15 protein-coding genes and 2 pseudogenes are annotated in these 21,045 nt (G+C 57.2%); 14 read left to right on the forward strand and 3 right to left on the reverse strand.

Going from position 1 to position 21,045, the window contains the following annotated elements; genetic code table 11:
* The 9 genes from NKI31_RS31060 to NKI31_RS31100 all read left to right on the forward strand — a co-directional run.
* The coding region (locus NKI31_RS31060) for a hydantoinase/oxoprolinase family protein (protein WP_352653375.1) at nucleotides 1-1,773 on the forward strand (1,773 nt) is incomplete at its 5' end.
* A gap of 50 nt (nucleotides 1,774-1,823) precedes the next feature.
* The gene (locus NKI31_RS31065) at nucleotides 1,824-2,012 is read left to right on the forward strand and encodes a hypothetical protein (RefSeq protein WP_352653376.1); all 189 of its coding nucleotides are present in this window, start codon (nucleotides 1,824-1,826) and stop codon (nucleotides 2,010-2,012) included.
* A gap of 496 nt (nucleotides 2,013-2,508) precedes the next feature.
* Nucleotides 2,509-4,062: an ABC transporter substrate-binding protein gene (locus NKI31_RS31070; protein ID WP_352653377.1), complete on the forward strand. Its 1,554-nt coding sequence runs from the start codon at nucleotides 2,509-2,511 to the stop codon at nucleotides 4,060-4,062.
* Nucleotides 4,063-4,102: 40 nt separating this feature from the next.
* On the forward strand, nucleotides 4,103-5,119 hold the full coding sequence (locus NKI31_RS31075) for an ABC transporter permease (RefSeq protein WP_352653378.1): 1,017 nt from the start codon (nucleotides 4,103-4,105) through the stop codon (nucleotides 5,117-5,119).
* A gap of 11 nt (nucleotides 5,120-5,130) precedes the next feature.
* A complete protein-coding gene (locus NKI31_RS31080; RefSeq protein WP_352653379.1) occupies nucleotides 5,131-6,000 on the forward strand; it encodes an ABC transporter permease in 870 nt (289 codons plus the stop codon).
* Nucleotides 5,997-6,986 (forward strand): ABC transporter ATP-binding protein, encoded by a 990-nt coding sequence (locus tag NKI31_RS31085; protein WP_352653380.1) that lies wholly within the window; start codon nucleotides 5,997-5,999, stop codon nucleotides 6,984-6,986. The genes NKI31_RS31080 and NKI31_RS31085 overlap by 4 nt, the downstream gene beginning before the upstream one ends.
* Nucleotides 6,983-7,966, forward strand: coding sequence for an ABC transporter ATP-binding protein (locus tag NKI31_RS31090; RefSeq protein WP_352653381.1), 984 nt, complete (start codon nucleotides 6,983-6,985; stop codon nucleotides 7,964-7,966). The genes NKI31_RS31085 and NKI31_RS31090 overlap by 4 nt, the downstream gene beginning before the upstream one ends.
* Nucleotides 7,967-8,149: 183 nt before the next feature.
* The gene (locus NKI31_RS31095; protein ID WP_352653382.1) at nucleotides 8,150-9,286 is read left to right on the forward strand and encodes a serine hydrolase domain-containing protein; all 1,137 of its coding nucleotides are present in this window, start codon (nucleotides 8,150-8,152) and stop codon (nucleotides 9,284-9,286) included.
* An 87-nt stretch (nucleotides 9,287-9,373) separates the two neighbouring features.
* Nucleotides 9,374-10,345, forward strand: a complete 972-nt coding sequence (locus NKI31_RS31100) for a polysaccharide deacetylase family protein (RefSeq protein ID WP_352653383.1) — start codon at nucleotides 9,374-9,376, stop codon at nucleotides 10,343-10,345.
* A 686-nt stretch (nucleotides 10,346-11,031) separates the two neighbouring features.
* Here NKI31_RS31100 and NKI31_RS31105 read toward each other — a convergent pair.
* Nucleotides 11,032-12,222 carry an IS3 family transposase gene (locus NKI31_RS31105; protein WP_352653384.1) on the reverse strand — a complete coding sequence of 397 codons (1,191 nt, stop codon included), beginning with the start codon at nucleotides 12,220-12,222 and terminating at the stop codon, nucleotides 11,032-11,034.
* A gap of 64 nt (nucleotides 12,223-12,286) precedes the next feature.
* Between NKI31_RS31105 and NKI31_RS31110 the strand changes: the two genes are divergently transcribed.
* A protein-coding gene (locus NKI31_RS31110; RefSeq protein WP_352653385.1) for an IS630 family transposase occupies nucleotides 12,287-13,232 on the forward strand; the annotation gives its coding sequence in 2 pieces (ribosomal slippage) (nucleotides 12,287-12,625 and nucleotides 12,627-13,232; 945 coding nt in all).
* 142 nt (nucleotides 13,233-13,374) lie between these two features.
* Here the strand turns inward: NKI31_RS31110 and NKI31_RS31115 are convergent.
* Nucleotides 13,375-15,165, reverse strand: coding sequence for a CocE/NonD family hydrolase (locus tag NKI31_RS31115; RefSeq protein ID WP_352653386.1), 1,791 nt, complete (start codon nucleotides 15,163-15,165; stop codon nucleotides 13,375-13,377).
* Nucleotides 15,166-15,643: 478 nt separating this feature from the next.
* On the opposite strand from NKI31_RS31115, the gene NKI31_RS31120 reads away from it, so the two are divergent.
* The 4 genes and pseudogenes from NKI31_RS31120 to NKI31_RS31135 form a co-directional block, all read left to right on the forward strand.
* Complete coding sequence (locus tag NKI31_RS31120) at nucleotides 15,644-17,398, forward strand: hydantoinase B/oxoprolinase family protein (RefSeq protein WP_352653387.1); 1,755 nt, start codon at nucleotides 15,644-15,646, stop codon at nucleotides 17,396-17,398.
* Between the two features lie 63 nt (nucleotides 17,399-17,461).
* A complete protein-coding gene (locus NKI31_RS31125; protein ID WP_352653388.1) occupies nucleotides 17,462-18,838 on the forward strand; it encodes an aminotransferase in 1,377 nt (458 codons plus the stop codon).
* Nucleotides 18,831-20,315 carry an aldehyde dehydrogenase family protein gene (locus NKI31_RS31130; RefSeq protein WP_352653389.1) on the forward strand — a complete coding sequence of 495 codons (1,485 nt, stop codon included), beginning with the start codon at nucleotides 18,831-18,833 and terminating at the stop codon, nucleotides 20,313-20,315. The genes NKI31_RS31125 and NKI31_RS31130 overlap by 8 nt, the downstream gene beginning before the upstream one ends.
* A 240-nt stretch (nucleotides 20,316-20,555) precedes the next feature.
* Nucleotides 20,556-20,687: pseudogene (locus tag NKI31_RS31135) on the forward strand (IS5/IS1182 family transposase); the annotation flags it as partial.
* Nucleotides 20,688-20,694: 7 nt separating this feature from the next.
* On the opposite strand, the pseudogene NKI31_RS31140 reads toward NKI31_RS31135, so the two are convergent.
* Nucleotides 20,695-21,045 (reverse strand): annotated as a pseudogene (locus NKI31_RS31140) (ATP-grasp domain-containing protein); the annotation flags it as partial.

A 21,045-nucleotide genomic window follows, 5' to 3' on the forward strand; every position in this document is an offset into this window, starting at 1 on the left:
TTCTTCATAATGCGGGGATCGCGACCGCGAAGGGAAATGTACAACAACAAGTTCCAGCGTCCCGAACAGTTTGTGCGGCGGCGGGATACATTGGAGATAGGGGGTCGCCTTGACTACGAAGGCAACGAAATAGCGGAAACAAATCTGGACGACCTGCAAGCTGCGGCCGAACACGCCAGGTTGAACGGGATCCAATCGGTGGCGGTCTGCTTCCTGTTCAGTTACAAAAATCCCGACCACGAGATTGCCGCTCGCGAATTTCTGGAGCGGAACGTCCCAGGAATTTCGGTGTCACTTTCGCACGAAGTCGCACGTGAGTGGCGCGAGGCGGAGCGTACGGCGTCGACCGTGGCGGATGCCTATATCAGTCCTCTGGTTCGGCAATACCTTGGAGTCGTAGAATCGCGCCTGAAAGAAGGAGGACTTACAGTACCGCTTTATGTAACGCGGTCCAGCGGCGGCCTAATGTCTGTCAAACAGGCGAGTAAACAGCCTATTCAAACCCTCTTTTCTGGCCCGGTAGGAGGCATCATAGGAGCGGCGGAAATGACAAAACTTTTCCGCACGGATAATGTCATATGCGCGGATGTCGGAGGGACCAGCTTCGACGTCAGTCTCGTCGTTGACGGCAAGCCGCGGGTTGTCAATCAGACGACGCTCTCTGGCATGGACATTATCATGCCCGTTGTTGAAATTGAGTCCATTGGTGCTGGCGCCGGTTCTATTGCTTATATCGAAGCGGGCGGCCTCCGCGTAGGCCCTGAAAGCGCAGGAGCCGAACCGGGGCCGGCCTGTTACGGGAAGGGCGGCACAGCGCCCACGGTCACCGACGCACAAGTGTTCTTAAATCGCTTCTTGCCACGTGCGGAGCTGGGCGGAACAGTTCGGATCGACCGTGCAAAGGCGGAGGCCGCGCTAACGAGGGTAGCAAAGTCGCTTGGAATGGATGCGGAAACGCTTGCAGAAGGCATACTGGACATCACGAATGCCAAAATGGCCGATGCTATCCGCAGGATTACCGTCGAACAGGGCATCGAACCGCGGGATTTCTCTATCGTCGCGTTTGGTGGCGCCGGCGCTATGCACGCCGCCTTTCTCGCAGAAGCCTTGGAAATCACTGACGTCGTAGTGCCGCCGCACGCGGGCGTATTCTCCGCATGGGGGATGCTGCATTCGCCCATGCGCCACGATATCGCGGTTCCATTCAACAAATTCATAAAGGATGTCGAGGAATGCGAGATTTCTCGTAGATTTGAGAAACAGTCAGAGTTGGCAAAAGCTCATTTGGACGCGGAAACAGGCGGTAAGGCCCAGATACGCTACCAGTACCTTCTCGATCTGCGATATGACGGGCAGGAATATACTGTCACGGTGGAACTCACGCAAAGTGGGACGTCCGTTCACCAAATTTCCGAGATTTTCCATCAAGCCTATAACCAGCGTTACGGTCATTCCCATCCTGATGCGTCGATAGAGATCGTCGCATTGCGCTTGGTAGCGACCGCTCCCATGGGAAATGGCGTTGCCCCGGACACATCCAGCACGCGAACGACAGAACTGAAATTCACCCAACGCGATGTGATGTTCGGCGGCCAATGGCTGAAAACGCGGATCTTCAACAGCGAAGACCTGTACCAAGGGGACGAACTGGATGGCCCGCTCATTGTCGACGCAGGTCTTTCCACGACTGTCGTTCCTCCCGGATCGCGCCTTGTCGTCGAAGCGCAAAAGGTTACGCGCCTTATTGTGGGGCGAAGAAAAGGCAAATCATAGGCTCAATACATTGATTGACCGGTAAGGAAGTTAAGGTAGCAGCGCGCCACATGACCGTGAGTGCACTGGACCAAAAGAACCATCGCTATCCGATCGAATTCGTGGCCCGTGCTATCTGGTCTCTGCTTCCCTTCAATGTGAACCGCGCGATCGTCGTTTCCTACGATGCCATCGCTGCTCGTGCCGAAAGCACGGCTCTGATTATGCGCGCAGGATTTGCCCTAAACGTCCATATGTAAGTCGGCGTGTTCGGTGGAATGCAGGCAGTTCCCCATATCAGTTTGGAGGTGGCCGCCGAAGATTTGATATTAGCCGGTTTCGGAACCATCGCTAAGCTAGGAAAAAATGGGCCTAAGGGGATCTAAAGCAGGGGGCAAAATCAATCACGACGTAGTTACGTGTTACGTGATTGAGACCAATATCTGCAAGGTACAAACGGCGTGGTCGCGGAATGCTGCATCTATAAGGATGCGTTGGCTGTGCCGACGCCAACCATCAGGCGCAAGTCGGAGGTCAGCAGCTACGCAGGCCAATACATGCTAGCAAACCCTGACACCTGCATCGTGGTCGTTTACTTCAGCGTCCTCGAGAACACGGGCAATCCCGACCCCGACCCCAACTTCCAGGGCCCTCTGGTGAAGATGATGGCCAAACTCTCTGCGGAATGAGGGGGCTGGTTGTAGGCGCGCTTCTGAATTTACTATGAATCGAATAACCAAGAAAAGGGGAACTGCAATGACTATAGATCGACGTGAAATTCTCAAGGGTGCCCTAGGTTCGTCCATTGCCATCGCTGGACTGAGCTGGTCCAGCCTGCAGGCAGTCGCACAGCAGGCATCTCAGAACACGCTGACCTGGATTTGGGACGTAGCGTACCAAAACATGAACCCGGCCATTGCCAATGCGGCCGAAGCCTATGTGCTAGGCAACGTTTACGAGACTCTCTTTGCCTACAAGGACGGCAAGGTCCTGCCGAAACTGGCGATCGCTTGGGAGGGCACGGAGGGTGGCAAGACCTGGACCGTCAAATTGCGCGAAGGGGTAAAGTTTCACGACGGCTCGCCGCTGAATTCGGCGGCGGTCAAGAAGTCGTTCGAATATACGCGTGATCTTGGGAAGGGCAATAGTTACCTAATTGCTAGTCTGGAGCATGTGGACACGCCGGACGAGCATACCGTCCTCTTCCGTTTCAAAGATGTCATCGCCTTCGATCTCGTGGCGGGTGGAAGTGGTTTCGTGATCGGCCCGGCAGCCATTGACAAGGGCGACGAATGGCTGAACCAGGGCAATGCGATCGGCACCGGCCCCTACAAGTTGACAGAGTTTCAGCAGGGAAAGCTGATCGTCCTCGACAAATTCGAAGATTACTGGGGCGGATGGAAAAGCGGCCAGATCGACCGTGTCCTTCACCCCTATGTGGCCGAAATGTCGACGCGCATTCAGATGATCCGCTCCGGCGAAGCAAACATTTGCCCCCGTATTCCCGCTACGCAGATCGAGAGCCTCAAGGCTTTGCCAAATGTTTCCGTCGCAGATATTCCGAGCTGGCGCACGCAATTCTATATGATTAACACGCAAAAATATCCAACAGACAATCTGAAATTCCGCCAAGCTCTGTTATCTCTTTGGGATCACGAGTCGGTATTGAAGGACATCTTTCATGGCATTGCCAAAAAGCCGGTGGGTCCCGTCGTATCGACCTTGTGGGGTCACGGAACATACGACGTGGGCACATATGATCCACAAAAGGCGCTGTCACTCCTTGAAGAATCGGGCGTCCCTAAGGAGGATTGGAAGATAAAGGCGCTGTACTACGCGGGTAATCAAGAGCAGATTGATGCAATAGAGCTGTTCCGGGCCAACGCCGAGGCTGTCGGACTTGATGTCGAGCTTGAGCTTGAGGCGGTTGCCACCAGCTACAACAAAAAGGCGCGATCTCCTGAAACCACCGGTCACCTGAACGCGATGGTAAGTTGGCCAGGTTATCCGTCTCCACAGGACTTTTTAGGCGCCTTTAAGAGCGAAGAGAAGCCCGTCTGGAACTTCTCCTATTACCACGATGAAGAGTACGACCGGCTGGTAGGCGAAGGCTTCAAATTGGAAGGTGTCGACAAAGACATTGCGGCTAAGACGTATATTGCCGCCCAGGACAGACTTATGCGGAACGCCGTCGCCATCTTCTATGCCGATGTTGACCGGGTCGTAGCCTATTCCTCCGATATCAAAGGAATGGAACAAGCCAACAATCCCGCCTACGAATGGATCTCCCTCTACAGCCTGAGCAGATAGGCTCTTGCTAGGCGGAAAGTAGCGGGAGGATATCACGGCTATGGCAGTGCACTTGGTTCATCGACTGTTGATGATCGTTGGCGTCGTACTTGGCGTCGTCACTATAATGTTCGTCCTGAGCCGAGTGCTTGCCCCCTCGCCAGCGGAGTTAATGCTGGGGCAGAGGCCTTCCTCTGAGATGATCGCCAAGATGAACGACGAACTCGGACTCAATAGACCGCTCGCGGTTCAATATCTGGGTTTCATCGGCAATGTGCTGCGTGGAGAATTGGGCAATAGCCTGCTGACCGGACGGCCCGTGCTGTTGGAGGTACGCGAGCGATTAGGCGCAACGTTCGAACTCACTACCTTGGCGATGGTGCTCGTTCTGCTTATTGGCATTCCGATCGGAATCCTTTCCGCAGTAGGGCAGAACTCGGTCATCGACAATGTCGTCCGGACGGCCTCGGTTGCCGGCGTCGCGATCCCGTCTTTCATCCTGGCGATGTCACTGCAGCTCCTCTTTTACGGCGAGCTCGGATGGCTACCGCTCCACGGTCGCGTGGATACTTCGATCCTTTTGGGTAACCCTATCAGGCCGATCACCGGTCTGTTCCTTATAGATGCCCCTCTTACCGGCAATTGGGAGGGTTTTACGAGCGCTCTTGCACACATAGCGCTACCACTCCTCACCTTGACCATCCTGCTGCTTGCTACCGTGACACGCATCACGCGCAACATGATGATTGAGGTTCTGAAGGAGGAATATATTCGGACTGCGTTTGCCTATGGGCTGCCGAAGTCCGTGATCTATTATCGGTATGCGTTGAAGGCCACCCTCATACCAATTCTGACGGTCATTGGATTGACCTATGGCTACCTTCTGGGCGGAGCCGTTGTGGTCGAGTCTGTCTTCGACTGGCCGGGGCTAGGTTCCTTTGTGGTCTCGTCGATCGCGCAGAATGATTACCCGGCTTCCCTCGGCGCCACACTCTTTCTTGCCGGTACATACCTTCTGGTCAATCTGATCGTCGACCTTTTGTATGCGGTCGTCGATCCCCGACTCAGAACAGCGTAATGGAGATGATGATGCAAACCGATGTCATCGAGTGGCCTGGCCGGTTGATCCGTGCAAGAGCCTTCTTCAGACAGCATCGGCTATTCGTTTTTGGCGCGGCCATTCTCCTGGTGGTGGTTTCAGGTGCCGTGCTCGCCAGCTGGATTGCGCCCTATGAGCCGACCAAAATCATGATGTCGGAGCGGCTTTCATCACCCGGCGCCGAGCATCTGATGGGCACGGATCGCTTCGGCAGGGACATCTTCGCCAGGGTGCTCCATGGAGGAAGCATATCGCTGCTCGTAGGCCTATGTGTTGTCCTTCTATCCTTAGTCATCGGCGTTCCCATCGGACTTGTGGCAGGGTATTTCGGTGGCAGAACCGACCTTCTTTTGATGCGTGTAGCAGATGTCTTCTTGGCTTTTCCGCCGCTGCTTCTGCCGATCGCCATCATTGCTGCACTTGGTCCTGGCATTTGGAGTGCTGTGATCGCGCTCGGTGTCTCATGGTTCCCAGGAACGGCGCGCATTATGCGCGGTGCGGTTCTGCGCGTGCGCGAGGAACTTTATATCGGCGCCGCGCGAACGATCGGTTTGGGGCATCTGAGCATTCTGGTTCGCCACGTCCTGCCAAACTCGCTGACTCCGGTCATCGTTGCGGCCTCGGCGGATTTTGGCTACGCGATCCTGGCCGGGGCATCGCTGAGCTTTATCGGCTTGGGCGCAAGGGCTCCGGCGGTCGAGTGGGGGCTGATGGCGGCGGATTCCCGGGTCGACTTCCTCGATCACTGGTGGACAGCGCTGTTTCCGGGTCTGGCGATCTTCGTAACAGTGCTTGCACTCAATCTCGTTGGGGACGGTCTCCGCGATATTCTTGACCCAAAGCAGGGCCGACGGGAATGAGCGATCCGGTTCTTCAGGTTAGCGGCCTCGGAGTGATTTTTCCCGGCCTTTTCCGATCGACTTCGATCCTGCGCGGCGTTGATTTCGAAGTTGCCGCAGGCGAAGTACTCGGTTTGGTGGGCGAGTCGGGCTGCGGGAAGTCCATGACCGCGAGCGCCTGTCTTGGGATGGTGCCGCCACCGGGCTGCGTCACCGGCAGCATCAGCATCGACGGGCAGGAGGTCATTGAGCGGCCGGAGTCCGAACTGCGTGCCATGCGCGGCAGCCGCGTTGCGATGATCTTCCAAAATCCGATGCGTTCCATGAACCCGTTCTTCACGCTTGGGCGGCAGATGATCGATGTCATCTGTTGCCACCGACCGGTCGGTCGGGCAGAAGCGCGTTCCGTGGCCTTGAGCGAGCTCAAGGCCGTGCGCATCCCTGACCCGGAGCTTGCACTTGAGAAGTACCCGCACCAGCTTTCGGGCGGACAGATCCAGCGCGCCCTGATTGCGCTCGCGCTCGCCTGCCAGCCGCGCCTTTTAATAGCCGATGAGCCGACGACGGCGCTCGACGTGACCATTCAGGCACAAATCGTCTGGCTACTGCGGCGCCTGGCCGATGAGAAAGGCCTTGCCGTCGTGTTCATCACACACGATCTCGGCATCGTTTCGCAACTTTGCGATCGCGTGGCCGTCATGTATGCGGGCCGGATCGTCGAGATGGGCAGCGTTGAGGCGGTGATCGACCAGCCTCGCCATCCCTATACGGCAAAGCTGCTGGGTACGGTTCCAGTAGTTGGCCGCGGTACCCGCGATCTCGTCTCAATTCCCGGCCATGTGCCCGATCCTGGCGTGATACCGACGGGCTGCGCGTTTCACGACCGGTGCGACCGGGCGACTGGCATCTGCGCAGAGGCGGATCCGCCGGCACGGACCTTTGGCGAGGACCACTGGGCGCTATGCCATCATGCCGTTCGCCATCAGCAGGTCACGGAGGCACCATGAACGCCGCACCGCCCGTTCGCCTGGTCTCCGTGGAGGGCCTGTGCAAAGTGTATCCCACGCGCCACGGCGCCATAAAGGCCTTGGACGACATAAGCTTTCAGATCGCGCGGGGCGAGACACTGGCACTCGTCGGCGAGTCGGGCTGCGGCAAGAGCACGCTCGCATCCGCACTGCTGGGGCTTGTGAAATTCGATTTTGGCACAATCGAGATCGGCGGCAATGTAGTCACCGCCCGCGTGCGCGGGACCACAATGCCCCCACGCCGCGACATCGGCGTGGTGTTTCAGAACCCGCATTCCTCGCTCGATCCGAGGATGAAGGTGCGCTCGATCGTCGGCGAACCGCTGAGCGGTATTCTAGGCATGCGCGGCGAAGCCGTCACCCGGCGCGCCAGCGAATTGCTGAGCCAAGTTGGACTCGGCGCGGACTACCTCAACCGTTATCCCCATCAGCTCTCGGGTGGGCAGATGCAGCGCGTTGCCATCGCACGTGCGTTGGCGCTTGAACCACGGCTGCTTGTCCTCGATGAGCCTACCGCCGCGCTCGATGTCTCCGTGCAAGCCCAGATTTTGAAGCTTCTTAAGGCTCTCCAGGCAAAAACAAACGTCAGCTACCTGTTCATCACGCACGATCTTGGCGTCGTCGACTACATCGCCCACCGCGTCGCCGTCATGTATCTTGGCCGGATCGTCGAGAGCGGGTCCGTTGATGAGGTCTTCGCCAATCCGCGCCACCCTTACACGCGGGCATTGCTCGACGCTGTGCCGGTCATCGATCCTCGGCGACGGCGCCAGTCCCCACCGCTCGACGGCGAGGTCCCAAGCCCTCTCAACCGCCTTCCCGGCTGCGCCTTCGCACCACGTTGCCGTTGGGCGGCGGACGAGTGTCGCTCATCGGAGCCTGCGCTTTGCGAAGAAGAGCCAGGACGGCGGGTTTACGCATGTTTCCGTCCATTAGCGCCCCAAACGACGTCCAGATAAGGAGAAGCCAGGTCGTACTGGAGGTCCGCGCGTGCGTCGATCAAACCGCGAAGAGTTCTGTTCTCGACTGGATGTAGGGCAGGGCTAACAGCATCGACGACTGCGTTGTGAGTGGCTGACGGTGGAAAGCCGACGCTCTGTTTCCTGAGTTATAAGAATCCCAATTTGAAAGGCCCGCGCCGCATGAAGCTCCCCTCAATCGCCAATCCCGACCTCGTTCCCTTGTTCGACAACCAACCGCGCTGGAACCTGCCCGACTACCGCCGCCGCGGCTTCCATAACCTCCACACCACGATCCGCTACGGCATGTCGCTGCGCGCCCCCCGCGTCCTGCCGCTCAGGAAGCAGATCGACTGGGCCATCGGCGACCGGCCCGACGTCGCACGCTTCCTTGCCATGCCGCATTTCTCGGCCTTCATCGTGGTACGCGGCGAGCGCATCCTCTACGAGCGCTATGCGCCGGACTTTGGGCCCGACAGGCCGCATCCCATCATGTCTATCACGAAGACGACGCTCAACTTGATGCTCGGCCGCGCGGTGGCCGACGGCCTCGTCAATCTTGACGAGCGAGTAAGCACTTATCTGCCGGAGATCGGTACGGGCTACGCCGAGGCGACCGTCAAGGCGGTCGCCGACATGAACGTCGCCAACGACTTCTCAGAGGACTACAGCGACGCCCAAGCGACAGTCTACAACATGGAGGCCGCCAGCGGCTCGCGCCTGCCGCCGGAAGGCCAGAAGGAGGAAACGATCCGCTCCTACCTCTGCGGCGTCACGGGCGGCGACCTGGCAAATCGCACCGGGTACGCGCTTTACAAGTCGAGCAACACTGAAGTGCTCGGCTGGATTATCGAGCGCGCCAGCGGCCGGGCGTTGCGCGACTGGCTGATCGAGATCGTCGAGGCGGCCGGTATCGAAGGCTGCTATCACACGGCCTGCGACTGCGAGGGCGTGCCGGTGTTCGGCGCCTGCCTCTCAGCTCGAGATCTCGCGCGCTACGGACTGCTCTTTGCGCACAAGGGGGAAGGTATCGACGGCCGTCGCGTCGGCGATGCCGCTTTTATTGAAGAAACACATGGGAATCCCGGCCCGCCCATGCCGAAACCACGTGACTGGTTCCGGTACAGCAATCAAATGGCGACCGACGGCACCTGGCTCCGCCATGGCGGCTACGGTGGCCAGTACATGCTCGCAACTCCTGACACCGGCATCGTCGTTATCTACTTCAGCGTGCTCGAGAACACGGGCGACCCCGACCCCGATCCCAACTTTCAAGGTCCTCTGGTGAAGATGATGGCCGAGCTCGCTGCGGAAGTTTGAGCGGGTAATGGCCGAACTATCATCTCTTGGACCTGGGCAACAATCCGCCTGCGGCGTGCCGTTTCTATCATCCAGGCGTCGCGCTCGATGGATATCGCGAACAGTCCACAGCCCGAAAAGGACAAACCAATGGGTAAACTTAACCTGCCGCACGGCAAAAAGATTGCCGTAAATTTAGGTGTCGATTTCGATGCTCAGGCACTGTGGCTGGGCGGCTTCAACCGCCCGACCCCGTCCTCCATGTCCCGCGGTGAATTTTGCGCCGCCGTCGGCGTGCCGCGAATTCTTGAACTTTTCAAGCGGGCAGGCATCAAATCCACGTTTTTCACCCCCGCCCATACCATTGACACTTTCCCCGAAGTCAGCAGGCGGATCTGCGACGAAGGCCATGAGATCGGACACCATGGCTACTATCATGAAAATCCGACCTTGATTTCCCGAGAGACGGAGAAGCGCTTAATGGATCTTGCATTCAAGACTTACAAAAGCGTGCTTAGCCTTCGGCCGGTCGGCTATCGTTCTCCATATTGGGACTATAGTGACAGCACGCTCGATCTGATCGAGGAAGCGGGTTTCAAGTACGACAGCAGCTTGATGGCGCGGGATCTCGTTCCTTACCATCCGCAGCGCTGGCAGGTACGTTGGGAAAAGGGCAACGTTGCCGGTGCAGCCAGCAAGGTACTAGAGATTCCCGTAAGCTGGTATTTGGACGATTTCCCCCCATTGGCTTACACTGGCGCTAACGAAGCTATGGGCGATACAGAAACCGTTCTCCGCCGGTGGAAGGACATATTCGGTTACTGCTATTATAACCAGCCCAACGGCATCTATGTAATGGCACTCCACCCGCAGATCATCGGCCAGCCACATCACATGATCATGCTGGAGCGTCTCATCGAATACTTCAAGACACATGAGGGCGTTTGGTTCGCGACCTGCCAGGAGATCGCCGGGTGCTGGCAGGACGACGACGAAGACCGTCGCCTCATGGCACTGCCCGATGCCCGCGGAGTAGAGCCAACGCCTGCTGATTATAACTGGCCCAGACGACACGCGTAATTTCACGCTTTTTTGCCGAGGGTTTCACAGCACTACTGCGACCACCTGCAAGCCCTCGTCCCAGCGACGAGACCTCGCAACAAGTGGCGCCTAATAACAGCGCAGCCCAAGTCGTTGCAACGTACGGACTACGCACCAACGTCTTATCTCGATCACGCAGTTAGCAGGCTAATGTTCTGCACCCGGCTGTCATCAGCCGGTTCGGTCCGATCACTTCGAACTCCGCCTGGTGACGGCGAATTGCATTGATTAGATGCGGGATGAGCATCTTTCGACGGGGTGACTCTCTTCATTGATGGGAACGAAGCGCATAGTCGGCGTGCCCCTCACGGCGGCATCACGCTTGTTGTTCTTGAGGTAAGAAAGCCGCACGTATTGCCCGGACCAAGCGGATGTCGTGCCCCACGCTCCGTAGCGGCCGACCCCAGAAATTCGTTCCCGGGCAAGCATCCCCGGAAGGGTGCGTCCATGCTATCATGGCCGCTGGAGCTTCTACGATTTGGCCGCAGCCAGCCCCGCGCAAACTGAGAACGAGGTCCTGCGGCCAATTAGGGGGGCGCGCCGCGCCCTGCGCCATAAGACCTAGAGCGGTTTTGGCGGAATCGGGATTCCCAAGATTGAGCAAATCAGATTCGATGTTCTGACCCGTTGGAGGTCGGGACTGATGGTGACCTTGCCCCCAGTTTCTATCCAGTTTTGAGTTCGTTTCCGGCCTGGGTTGTGCCCTGCTGGGCGGGTGAAGGGACGGGCGCTGGCGCGGAGCCTTTGGCATAGCGCAGCGCGAGCGACCGTCGCGGATTGAAGGTGCCGGCGAACTCGGCCGGTGTCTGCCAGGCGATTTGGGAGTGCGGCCGGGCGGTGTTGTAATCGGCGCGCCACAGGGCGATGGCGACGCGCGCCTGAGCCAGCGAGGTAAACAGCGTCTCGTTGAGCAGTTCATCGCGCAGTCGGCCGTTGAAGCTCTCGATGAAGCCATTCTGCATCGGCTTGCCGGGCGCAATGTAATGCCATTCGACGCGGCTCTGATCCGCCCAGGAAAGGATGGCGTTCGAGGTGAACTCGCTGCCATTGTCGCTGACGATCATCCTCGGCCGGCCGCGCTCGGTAATGAGCCGGTCCAATTCGCGGGCAACCCGCATGCCCGAAAGAGACGTATCAACGATGAGTGCCAGGCACTCTCTCGTGCAGTCGTCGACGACGGCCATGATGCGGAAGCGGCGCCCGTCGGTGAGCTGGTCCGATACGAAGTCGAGCGACCAGCGCTCGTCGGGCCTCAGCGGCACCACCATCGGCGCCCTGGTCCCGATCGCCCGTTTGCGGCCGCCACGGCGGCGAACGGCGAGCTTCTCCTCCCGATAGAGCCGGAACAGCTTCTTGTGGTTCACGACCAGGCCCTCCCGCCTCAGCATCACGAGAAGACGCCGGTAGCCGAACCGACGACGTTCCTGCGCGATCGCCTTCATCCGCTCGCGAACCTCGCGGTCGTCCGGCCTGCTGGTCTCGTAGCGAACCGTCATGCGGCAACAGCCGATGGCTTTACACGCCCGCCGTTCGCTCATCCCCCAGCCTTCCTTCAGGCGAGCGACAGCTTTCCGCTTGGCCGCGGGCGTCACCATTTCTTTCCCACAAGATCCTTCAACGCGGCATTGTCGAGCATGGCGTCGGCCAAAAGCCCGCTTTAGCCGCGTGTTCTCGTCCTCCAGCGCCTTCAGTCGCCGAGCCTCGGAGATATCCATCCCGCCGAAGCGGGCCTTCCAGTTGTAGATCGAGGCGTCGCTGACCCCGTGCTTGCGGCACAGATCGGCAACCGATACCCCGGCCTCGTGTTCCTTCAAAATTCCGATGATCTGCTCTTCAGAGAAGCGGCTACGTTTCATGTGCTGGTCCTCTCGATGGGCCAGAACGAACTTCAAACCGGATTAGATCAGAGGGGCAAGGTCAATGGCTAAGCCTTATTCGATGGATCTGTGGGAGCGGGCGATGGCCCGACTTGAAGAGGGCGAGACGAGCTACGAGGTGGCTGCGGCACTGAAGGTAGCGGTGTCGAGCGTAATCAAATGGGCGGCACGCAAGCGTCGCCTTGGCAGTGCGGCTCCCGGCAAGATGGGCGGTCATCGGCCCTATCTGATCGACGGAGAGCACCGTGCTTTCGTGCTGGGTGAGGTCGAGCGAGATGCCAACGTGACGCTTCATCAATTGACGGCGGCCCTGGCTGAGCGCGGTCTCATCATCCACCCAGCGAGCGTCAGTCGCTTCCTCCATCGCGAGGGCAAGAGCTTCAAAAAAAACCATTCTGCCGGCCGAGCAGCTCAAGCCAAAGCTGATGCGCCGGCGTGCGCAGTGGATGCGCTACCAGACCCGCATTGACCCCACCCGCCTGGTCTTCTTGGATGAAACATGGGTCAAGACCAACATGGCGCCGTTGCGCGGCTGGGGCGACCGCGGCAAGCGGCTGATGGCCCACGCGCCATATGGCCATTGGAAGACGATGACCTTCATCGCCGCGCTGCGGCATGATCGGGTGGAGGCGCCTTGGGTCATTGACGGTCCCATCAATGCGCAGGCCTTTCGCGTCTATGTCGAAACCGAACTCATCAAAACACTGAAGCCGGGTGACATCGTCATTCTCGACAATCTCGGTTCTCATAAGGGCCAAGTCGTCCGCGATATCGTCAGGGCCGCCGGCGCAAGGCTCTTCTTCCTGCCGCCCTACAGCCCAGACCTCAATCCAATCGAGAAGCTGTTCGCCAAGCTCAAGCATTGCATGCGACGTGCCGCCAAACGAAGCATCGAGGCCGTCCACAACGCCATCGCAACAACCCTTGACGACGTCACCCCAAACGAATGCAACAACTACATCGAAAGCGCAGGCTATAAGTCAACCTAAATGCGAAACGCTCTAGGCCCGTCGTCACCGAGTTACCGAGTTCGAGCTCAAGCCGTGATCGCGCGAGAAGCCCGGCCGATCGCGAGAATACACTATTATTCCATGCAACTCAGCCACCGACCCTGGTCGGTATGAGCTGAAGCTACAGAATCGGCAACCCTCCGGGCACAAACTCAGTTTGCTGTCGAGAAGGCTGGCCTCGCAACGCGAGGGGGTGAGGCGCGGACGCTTGGGCTACTGCCCCTGGTATGATGGGAAGCAGGATTTTCGAAGGGTACTTCTTCGAGTGATAGACTCTGTTGACGGAGGGGCCGCCGACAGGGATGCTGCTGTAAAAATTGTGCGGATATCGATTGGGAGCCGATGTCTGGTCCAGAATTGAATTAGGAGCGCCGATGGTCAGTTCGAGGCGGTGCCCTTGCCGGACAACATGTGCAATCGGGTTCAGCAACGACATCCTTATCTCGTAGATTTCACCCGGTATGAGCTTTTCACTTTTGCGAAAAGAATGAACCACCTCGTCAGCATATGTCCGCGCTTCATCGACCGCTCGCAGCGAAGCCCGCAGCAAGCCTCCCTGCAGAAAGAGTACATTGCCTTCGGCATCGACGTCTTTCAGCGTTAACCCGAGGTCTGCTTCATCTCCATAGTCAATACTGAGGTATAGCGTGACCTCCGGATTCCCAAGCACCGCCATGTCTGAAACGGCCGGGGCCGTTCGGTAATTCAATACGCCTGGGGAATATGGCTGGAGCGCAAACTGCTGGCTGCTGCCAACGAGCTCTGCTGCCGTCGGGTAGAGGTAGGCGCGAACGCCATCGGCTGGGCTGCCAATCGGCTCGTTAGGGGACAGCGCGGCGTCAGCCGTGAGATAGAAGGGACGGCGCTCAACTGTCGGTTCTGGCCAAGTCTCATGCATCGTGGTCCAACCGGCAACCGCCTGCTTAGCGTTTCCATCAATCTCTCGGACATCCCAAAACACGGCGACCGGAGCTTCATTTTCTACGCCGTTTTCAATGCCCTTCACCCAACGGTCCATGAATTTCATCTGTTCCGTATCTACAAAGCCATAGCTTCGAACCCCGATAGTCGGGTGAGGACCGGAGATATTGTGATCTCCGTTCATGAGCAGAAGTTTCTTGTGATTTACATTTTTGAGGAAGTGCGTAAATAGCCGTGTGCTATACTTAGCGACGCTGCCAAACTCATCCTGCCATGCCGCAACAATCATAGTAGGCACATTAATCTGGCCGGCAACATCCTCGCAGCAAAAAGAGACAGAGTCCCACCAATCATCTTTAAGCGGACGGCTTCTCAGCTCGTCGAGAAATGCCCGTTTGACGACTTGCCTATCTTTGCGAATTGCGACGCACTGGTTGTCACCCTCGCTTATCCGCCATTCTGCACCGGCTGCCTGAGTGGACTTGGTCGTAAGTTCCCATGCCACGGTACCCAGTTGGAACATTCCGCCGGCGTAGGTGCCGTCGCCGTAGCCATCCCCTATCCCGCTCGCCACGATGGCTCTTAAATGAGGAGGTCGCTCTGCTGCCACCCAGAATTGAGCATTGCCGGGAGTTGAATTACCGATCATTCCGACATTGCCGTCGCTCCAGGACTGTCGGGCAATCCATTCGACCACTTCGGCACCGTAAATTCCCTCCTTGCGGTCGCCCCAATATTCGATGATACCTTCCGAGCAACCCGTCGCGGGAAAGTTGGCACCAACGAAAGCGTAGCCGGCTTCAAGAAATTGCTTTGCCATTTCGAAAGGGGCGGCACTTGCTTTATAATGAGAATACCAAAACACGCTTGGATAGCTGCCAGATTTCAAGCGATATGAAATGTAAGCGATACGTGTTCCGTCCTTCATAGGTACGTAGCCGATATCGCGCACCACGTCAGCTTCGGTAAGAGAGGTTTTAACTAGGTTCATTTTTGACCGTCCTATGTTGACAAGTTTCTACATTTTGCTCGTTGCGAGCGCTCGTTGCAAAAGGCATGCATGAGCCACAGCATCCCGCTGGCGAGAAGCGGCAATCCACCAAATCCGAACGCCAGACACCGCAAGATGCGATCACCTGACCTGAGTCCTGGACCCATCGAGATTTTGAAGAGTACGCCGCGATTAAGGGCCCCAAGTATGACGCGGAGTAAGTTCAACGTTAGACAATGAGAAGTGCTCATGCCTCATATCAATTTCACTGTGGCTTCCGAAACTTTGATATTAGCGAACCGTGGGGTCACGGCTATCGTTAGCGTGCCTTTGAAAGCTAGAGAGATGGTCGGATTTGGGCCATAAGTTAGTAGTCTCGATGCAGGCGACCGTATGCTGCGCCAGACTTGAATATGCTGCCGATCTATAGTGCTGCGCTCGGCGGTCGCTTCCGACGCTAGGTCGGCATCGACGATGCTTGAGCGTTCGCGCGGCGGAGAAGCCGGATTTTTGGAAGTTGAAGGGTGGTGGACATGAGCGTCAGAGTTGGCCGATGGGAACGAAAATGTTGAACCCCATCACTGTTGAGATCGTCAGGAATGGATTGATATCCGCCGCGGAAGAAATGAACGCGATGCTGATACGCTCCGCGTTCACGCCGATCATCTATGAGATGAAGGATTGCGCTGTTGCGATCCTGGACCGCGACCACAAGGTTCTCGGCCAATCGTCGGGCCTGCCGATATTTCTCGGCAATCTGGAAATCTGTTCGGAATATACGGAGCGCAAGTTCGGCAGGCACATTTGGCGCGAAGGCGACATCTGGGCACTGAACGATACTTACGTGGTTGGCACCCATCTCAATGACGTCTCTGTATATGCACCGATTTTTTTCAGGGGCGAGCTCTTTGGTTTCGCCGTATCCCGAGCCCATTGGCTGGACATTGGCGGCAAGGATCCGGGACAGTCGTTCGATTCAACGGAGATATTCCAGGAGGGCCTACGCCTTCCGCCCACCCGAGTGGCAATAGGGGGTGAAATCAATCACGACGTGGTTGACGTGATCGAGGCAAACACCCGATTACCCAAGGGAGTAATCGGCGATCTCAAGGCGCAGATCGCGGCTGCGAACGTGGGGTCTCGCCGCGTTGTCGAACTCCTCCACAAATATGGAGTTGAAGTTGTCAACGACGCCAAGGAGATGATCTTCAATCAGGCCGAAAGCTTTGAGCGGGCAGCCATCGAAGCGATCGCGGATGGAGAATACTCGGCGGAAGGCTATGTCGACGATGACGGATTGGGGAACAGCCCGCTCCATGTGAAAATGCGAGTTACTGTAAAGGGTGGCGATATCGAAATCGATGTAACCGAGGCCAGTGATCAGGCGCCTGGCCCGATCAACAGCGGGGCTTCTCAGACAATCTCAGCATGTCGAGTCGGATTCAAATATCTGTTCGCATCGGACAAACCGGTTAACGGTGGCTCGTTTCGGTCGCTGTCAGTAAAACTACGCGAGGGATCGTTTCTCGCCTGTACCAGTCCCGCACCCGCAAACTGGTACTTTAGTTCCCTGGGATTGCAAATCGACCTCCTCGCCAAGGCACTGGCCAATGCGATGCCAGACAAAGTTACCGCTGCTGATTACGGCGATTCAAATCCCGTGATCATGTCGGGCACGGATCCCCGTAGTGGAGGAATTTTTATCGATTTCGAGTGCCATGTCGGAGGCTGGGGGGCGTTCCGTGGCCATGATGGGGTCTCCGGACTGATCAATAAAGTGAATGGCGGCCTGAGGGATATTCCCATCGAGGTTTGTGAGACGCGCTATCCGCTCAGGATAAGGGAGTATTGCCTCCGCCCAGATTCCGGCGGAGCCGGACAATGGCGTGGCGGCTGCGGCATAAACAAAACTTACGAGATGCTGTCCGACAATTGCTCTGCCGGCTTCTGGTGGGAAAGGTCTATTACCCCTGCTTGGGGCCTCCTCGGCGGCATGCATGGACGTCCGCCATCGGTAATCGTGAAATCCTCCGAAGGAAGAGAAATCAGCCGCCTGAAAGCCAATGGCATCAAGCTGAAGTCCGGCGATTTGATTATTTGCCGATCCGGCGGGGGCGGCGGGTACGGTGACGCTTCGCAACGCGATAGAAACGCAGTCGAAGACGATATCGCGGACGGTTTTATTACCCGTGGAGGCGCAATTCAAGATTACGGCTACGAACCGAAACTGTGACCGAAGAGTTCGTTCCTGTTCGCAGTTGGTTATGCGCGCTCGGCCGGGAATTGTGGAGGAAAAATGCACGACAAGAACAGGTCGCTTATGGATCTGGATAAGCATGCCCTGATCCATCCATACACAAATCTTGTCAACCATCAGCGCACTGGACCGTTGGTAATTGAGCGTGGTGACGGCATCCATGTCATCGACGAGAATGGCAAGAGCTATATTGAAGGGCTGGCTGGGCTATGGAGCACTTCGCTTGGCTTCAGCGAACCCGAACTTGCGGCTGCGGCTGCCAAGCAGTTCGATAGATTGCCGACCTATCATAGCTTCAACGGCATGGCGAATCGGCCAATGATCGAACTCGCCGATCGTCTAAAGGATATGGTTCCCATATCTGACGGGCGTGTTTTTTTTGCCAATTCTGGGTCCGAAATCAACGACACGGTCATCAAGCTGATCTGGTACACCAACAATATTCTGGGCCGTCCCGAGAAGAAGAAGATCATTACGCGTCTGCGCAGCTATCACGGCGTCACGCTTGCGACAGCTTCCATGACCGGGTTGGAACCGTGTCACAATGGTTTCGACCTGCCGCTCGATCGGTTTCTAAAATGCATGTGCCCAGATTACTATCGCGGGGGCCTGCCGGGTGAAAGCGAAGAGCAGTTTTCCGAGCGCTGCGCGGACGATCTTAGAAAGTTGATCGATCGCGAGGGCGCGGGCACAATCGCCGCATTCTACGCCGATCCGGTAATAGCTGGAGGCGGCGTGGTGCCGCCGCCAGCCGGCTACTTCGATAGAGTTCAGAAAATCCTGAAGGAAAATCAGATCCTATTCGTGGCGGACGAGGTTATCTGCGGCTTCGGACGCACCGGGCGCGCATTTGCCTCCGATACCTACCAGCTGCAGCCAGATGTTATCACAGTTGCCAAGGCCCTTTCCTCCGCCTATCTGCCGATCTCGGCCGCAATTGTGGCGCCGACTATCTGGGAACTGCTCATAAGCGGCAGCGAGAAGTATGGCGCATTCGCACACGGCTTTACCTATTCGGGTCATCCGGTGGCCGCTGCGGTCGCGCTCCGGACCCTTGAAATTTATGAAGAGCGCTCGATTTTCCAGCACGTCCAGTCTGTCGCAAAACATTTTGCGCAGCGCATTGATTCCTTCGCCAGCCATCCCCTGGTTGGGGATGTTCGACGGGTCGGTCTGCTTGGCGGGATTGAATTTTCGTCTGACCCAGCCACTAAGGCGCAGTTCGATAAGTCACGGAAAGTAGGTCCGTACTGTAACCAGCAGTGCCAAAGTCATGGACTGATCATCAGGAATATCGGGGACATCATCGCTTTTTGCCCTCCGCTGATCATCACAGAACCCGAAATAGACGAGATGTTCCGACGGTTTGAAGTTGCCCTAGTCGAAACTTGGGAAATGGTACAAGCCAATGCCTAGCACCATCGTTACAGGCCAGCACAACTCGACGATTGCCGGAGCGAATTCGGGCTATCCGACGCTCGGGATGTTCATCGATGGTGAATTTATCGAGTCCAGCTTGGCTGCGCCCTTGGAAGTGATAAACCCAGCTGACGAGACAGTGCTAGGTCTTCTGCCTTCGGCCACTCCCCAATTGCTGGAAAGGGCGCTGCGTTCGGCTGAGCGCGCATTTCGGTCCTCGCGCCGATTCTTGCCTGAGAACCGGAAGGAAGTATTGGAACGAGCGGCCGATATTCTTGCGGAAAGGGAAGCCTCGATTTCATTGCGTATAGTTCTGGAACAGGGCAAGCCGCTGGGCCAGGCCCGGGCCGAGGTCGGCCGGGTCGTCGAGCTGTTTCGATATTATGCCCAGCTGGCGCTGGAATTGTGCGATGCCGATCTTGGGGATAACCGACAAGCAATCAAGCGTTCGTCGAAACCCGTGCCAATCGGTGTCGTTGCAGCCTTTACCGCCTGGAATTTTCCTCTGGTGCTGCCGGGGCGTAAGCTGGCGATGGCAATAGCTGCTGGCTGTCCCGTTATCTTGAAGGCGGCGGAGGAAACACCTGCGGCAGCAATTGAGCTCGTACGGGCCCTTCAGGAAGCCGGCTTGCCAGAGGGATATCTGAATCTGGTCTTTGGCAATCCCGCTGAGATTTCAAGACTATTGATCGCATCGCCGGTGGTTCGAAAAATCTCGCTCACTGGTTCGATCCCTGTTGGTAAATCTCTTGCGCGACTGGCGGCGGAGGGAATGAAATCCGCAAGCATGGAATTGGGCGGGCACTCAGCCGCACTTGTCTTCGCAGATGCCGATATAGATGCAGCAGCAAGTGAACTTGCCGCAGCTAAATTTGCGAACGCCGGCCAAGTCTGCACCGCTCCCAGTCGACTTTTCATCGAAATGCGAGCTTATAACAGGTTCGTAGACGCCTTCTTGTCAAAAGTTAAGAGCTTAAGGATCGGAAATGGGCTGGATCCCGACACAGATGTCGGTCCACTCACGCATTCGCGTAGAATTGATGCCACAGTCGGGGTGGTCGAGGACGCAATAGCTGGTGGAGCTCAGATCATCACCGGTGGCAATAGGGTCAAGGGGCCGGGTTATTTCTTTGAACCTACAGTACTGTGCGAAGCGACCCCTGACAGCCTTATCATGCGCAACGAATATTTCGCGCCGCTCGCGCCGATCAACGGGTTCAACAATGAGATGCAAGCGGTGAGCATGGCGAATGCCCTGCCTTATGGACTGGCCGCTTACGTCTATACGCAATCACCTCAGCGCATCGAACGCCTGACTGAGATTTTGGAAGCGGGTGGCGTCTTCGTCAACACTACCGCAACGGTGACCGAATTCACACCGTTTTGCGGCGTGAAAGAAAGCGGCTACGGGTATGAGGGTGGGCGCAGAGGGCTTGACACGTTTGTTCATTACAGGCTGGTTAACACTCGATGACAATGGTCGGACAGAATATCCAAGCCGCGCTTCATGCAGAACACTATGCCAAGCGCCAGCAAGTCGAGGCATTCGGGCGCGCTGACCGCCTTCATCCTGCGCCAATCTCGTGGTATTAGACCCAAATTGGTCGGCATTCGCTCGGTAGCGGTTGATGAAACATCGGGCGATACAGATTACCCCCATATCATCTGCGCGGTGGTACGCATCATTGCTATCGGTCTTGTTTGGTTGCGCTTTGAGGCTACCATCGGTCATATGAAGACCGATGGTAGGCTGGACCGCAACTTCCTCCTCAGGCATACTGGCGATGCTGACAATACCATTCTCGTGGCTGCCGCGCATAATCTGCGCCTCATCCTCAGGCTGCTCATGGTTCCTATTGGCCAAGGGTTGGAAATGGTGTGATCGACCAATCGATCGAGTCGACGGCACGTTGAAGTATCGCATCGGTCTGAGCAACGCTGGGGGAAGCCGCGACGACATGTCCGATGCAGTCTCGCCAGTCACCCTTCCTGACGATCGGCGTCTTGAGTGCAATATAGAATTTGGCCTCGGCGACACCTGGTATATCAGCCGCCCGACTGTCCCCGCTGATCCGATCGAGGGTGCCATCGCGATCAGCAACGAGGAATCGCGCGCCTGCAATGTAAGAATGCCTTCTACGCAAATCGCATTCGTGGCCGATCGCAAGTTTGATGTGCGCCGTGATGAGATCGACACCGTAAGC

It is taken from the genome of Mesorhizobium sp. M0659, from assembly GCF_040320605.1.
Taxonomy (GTDB): Bacteria; Pseudomonadota; Alphaproteobacteria; order Rhizobiales; family Rhizobiaceae; genus Mesorhizobium.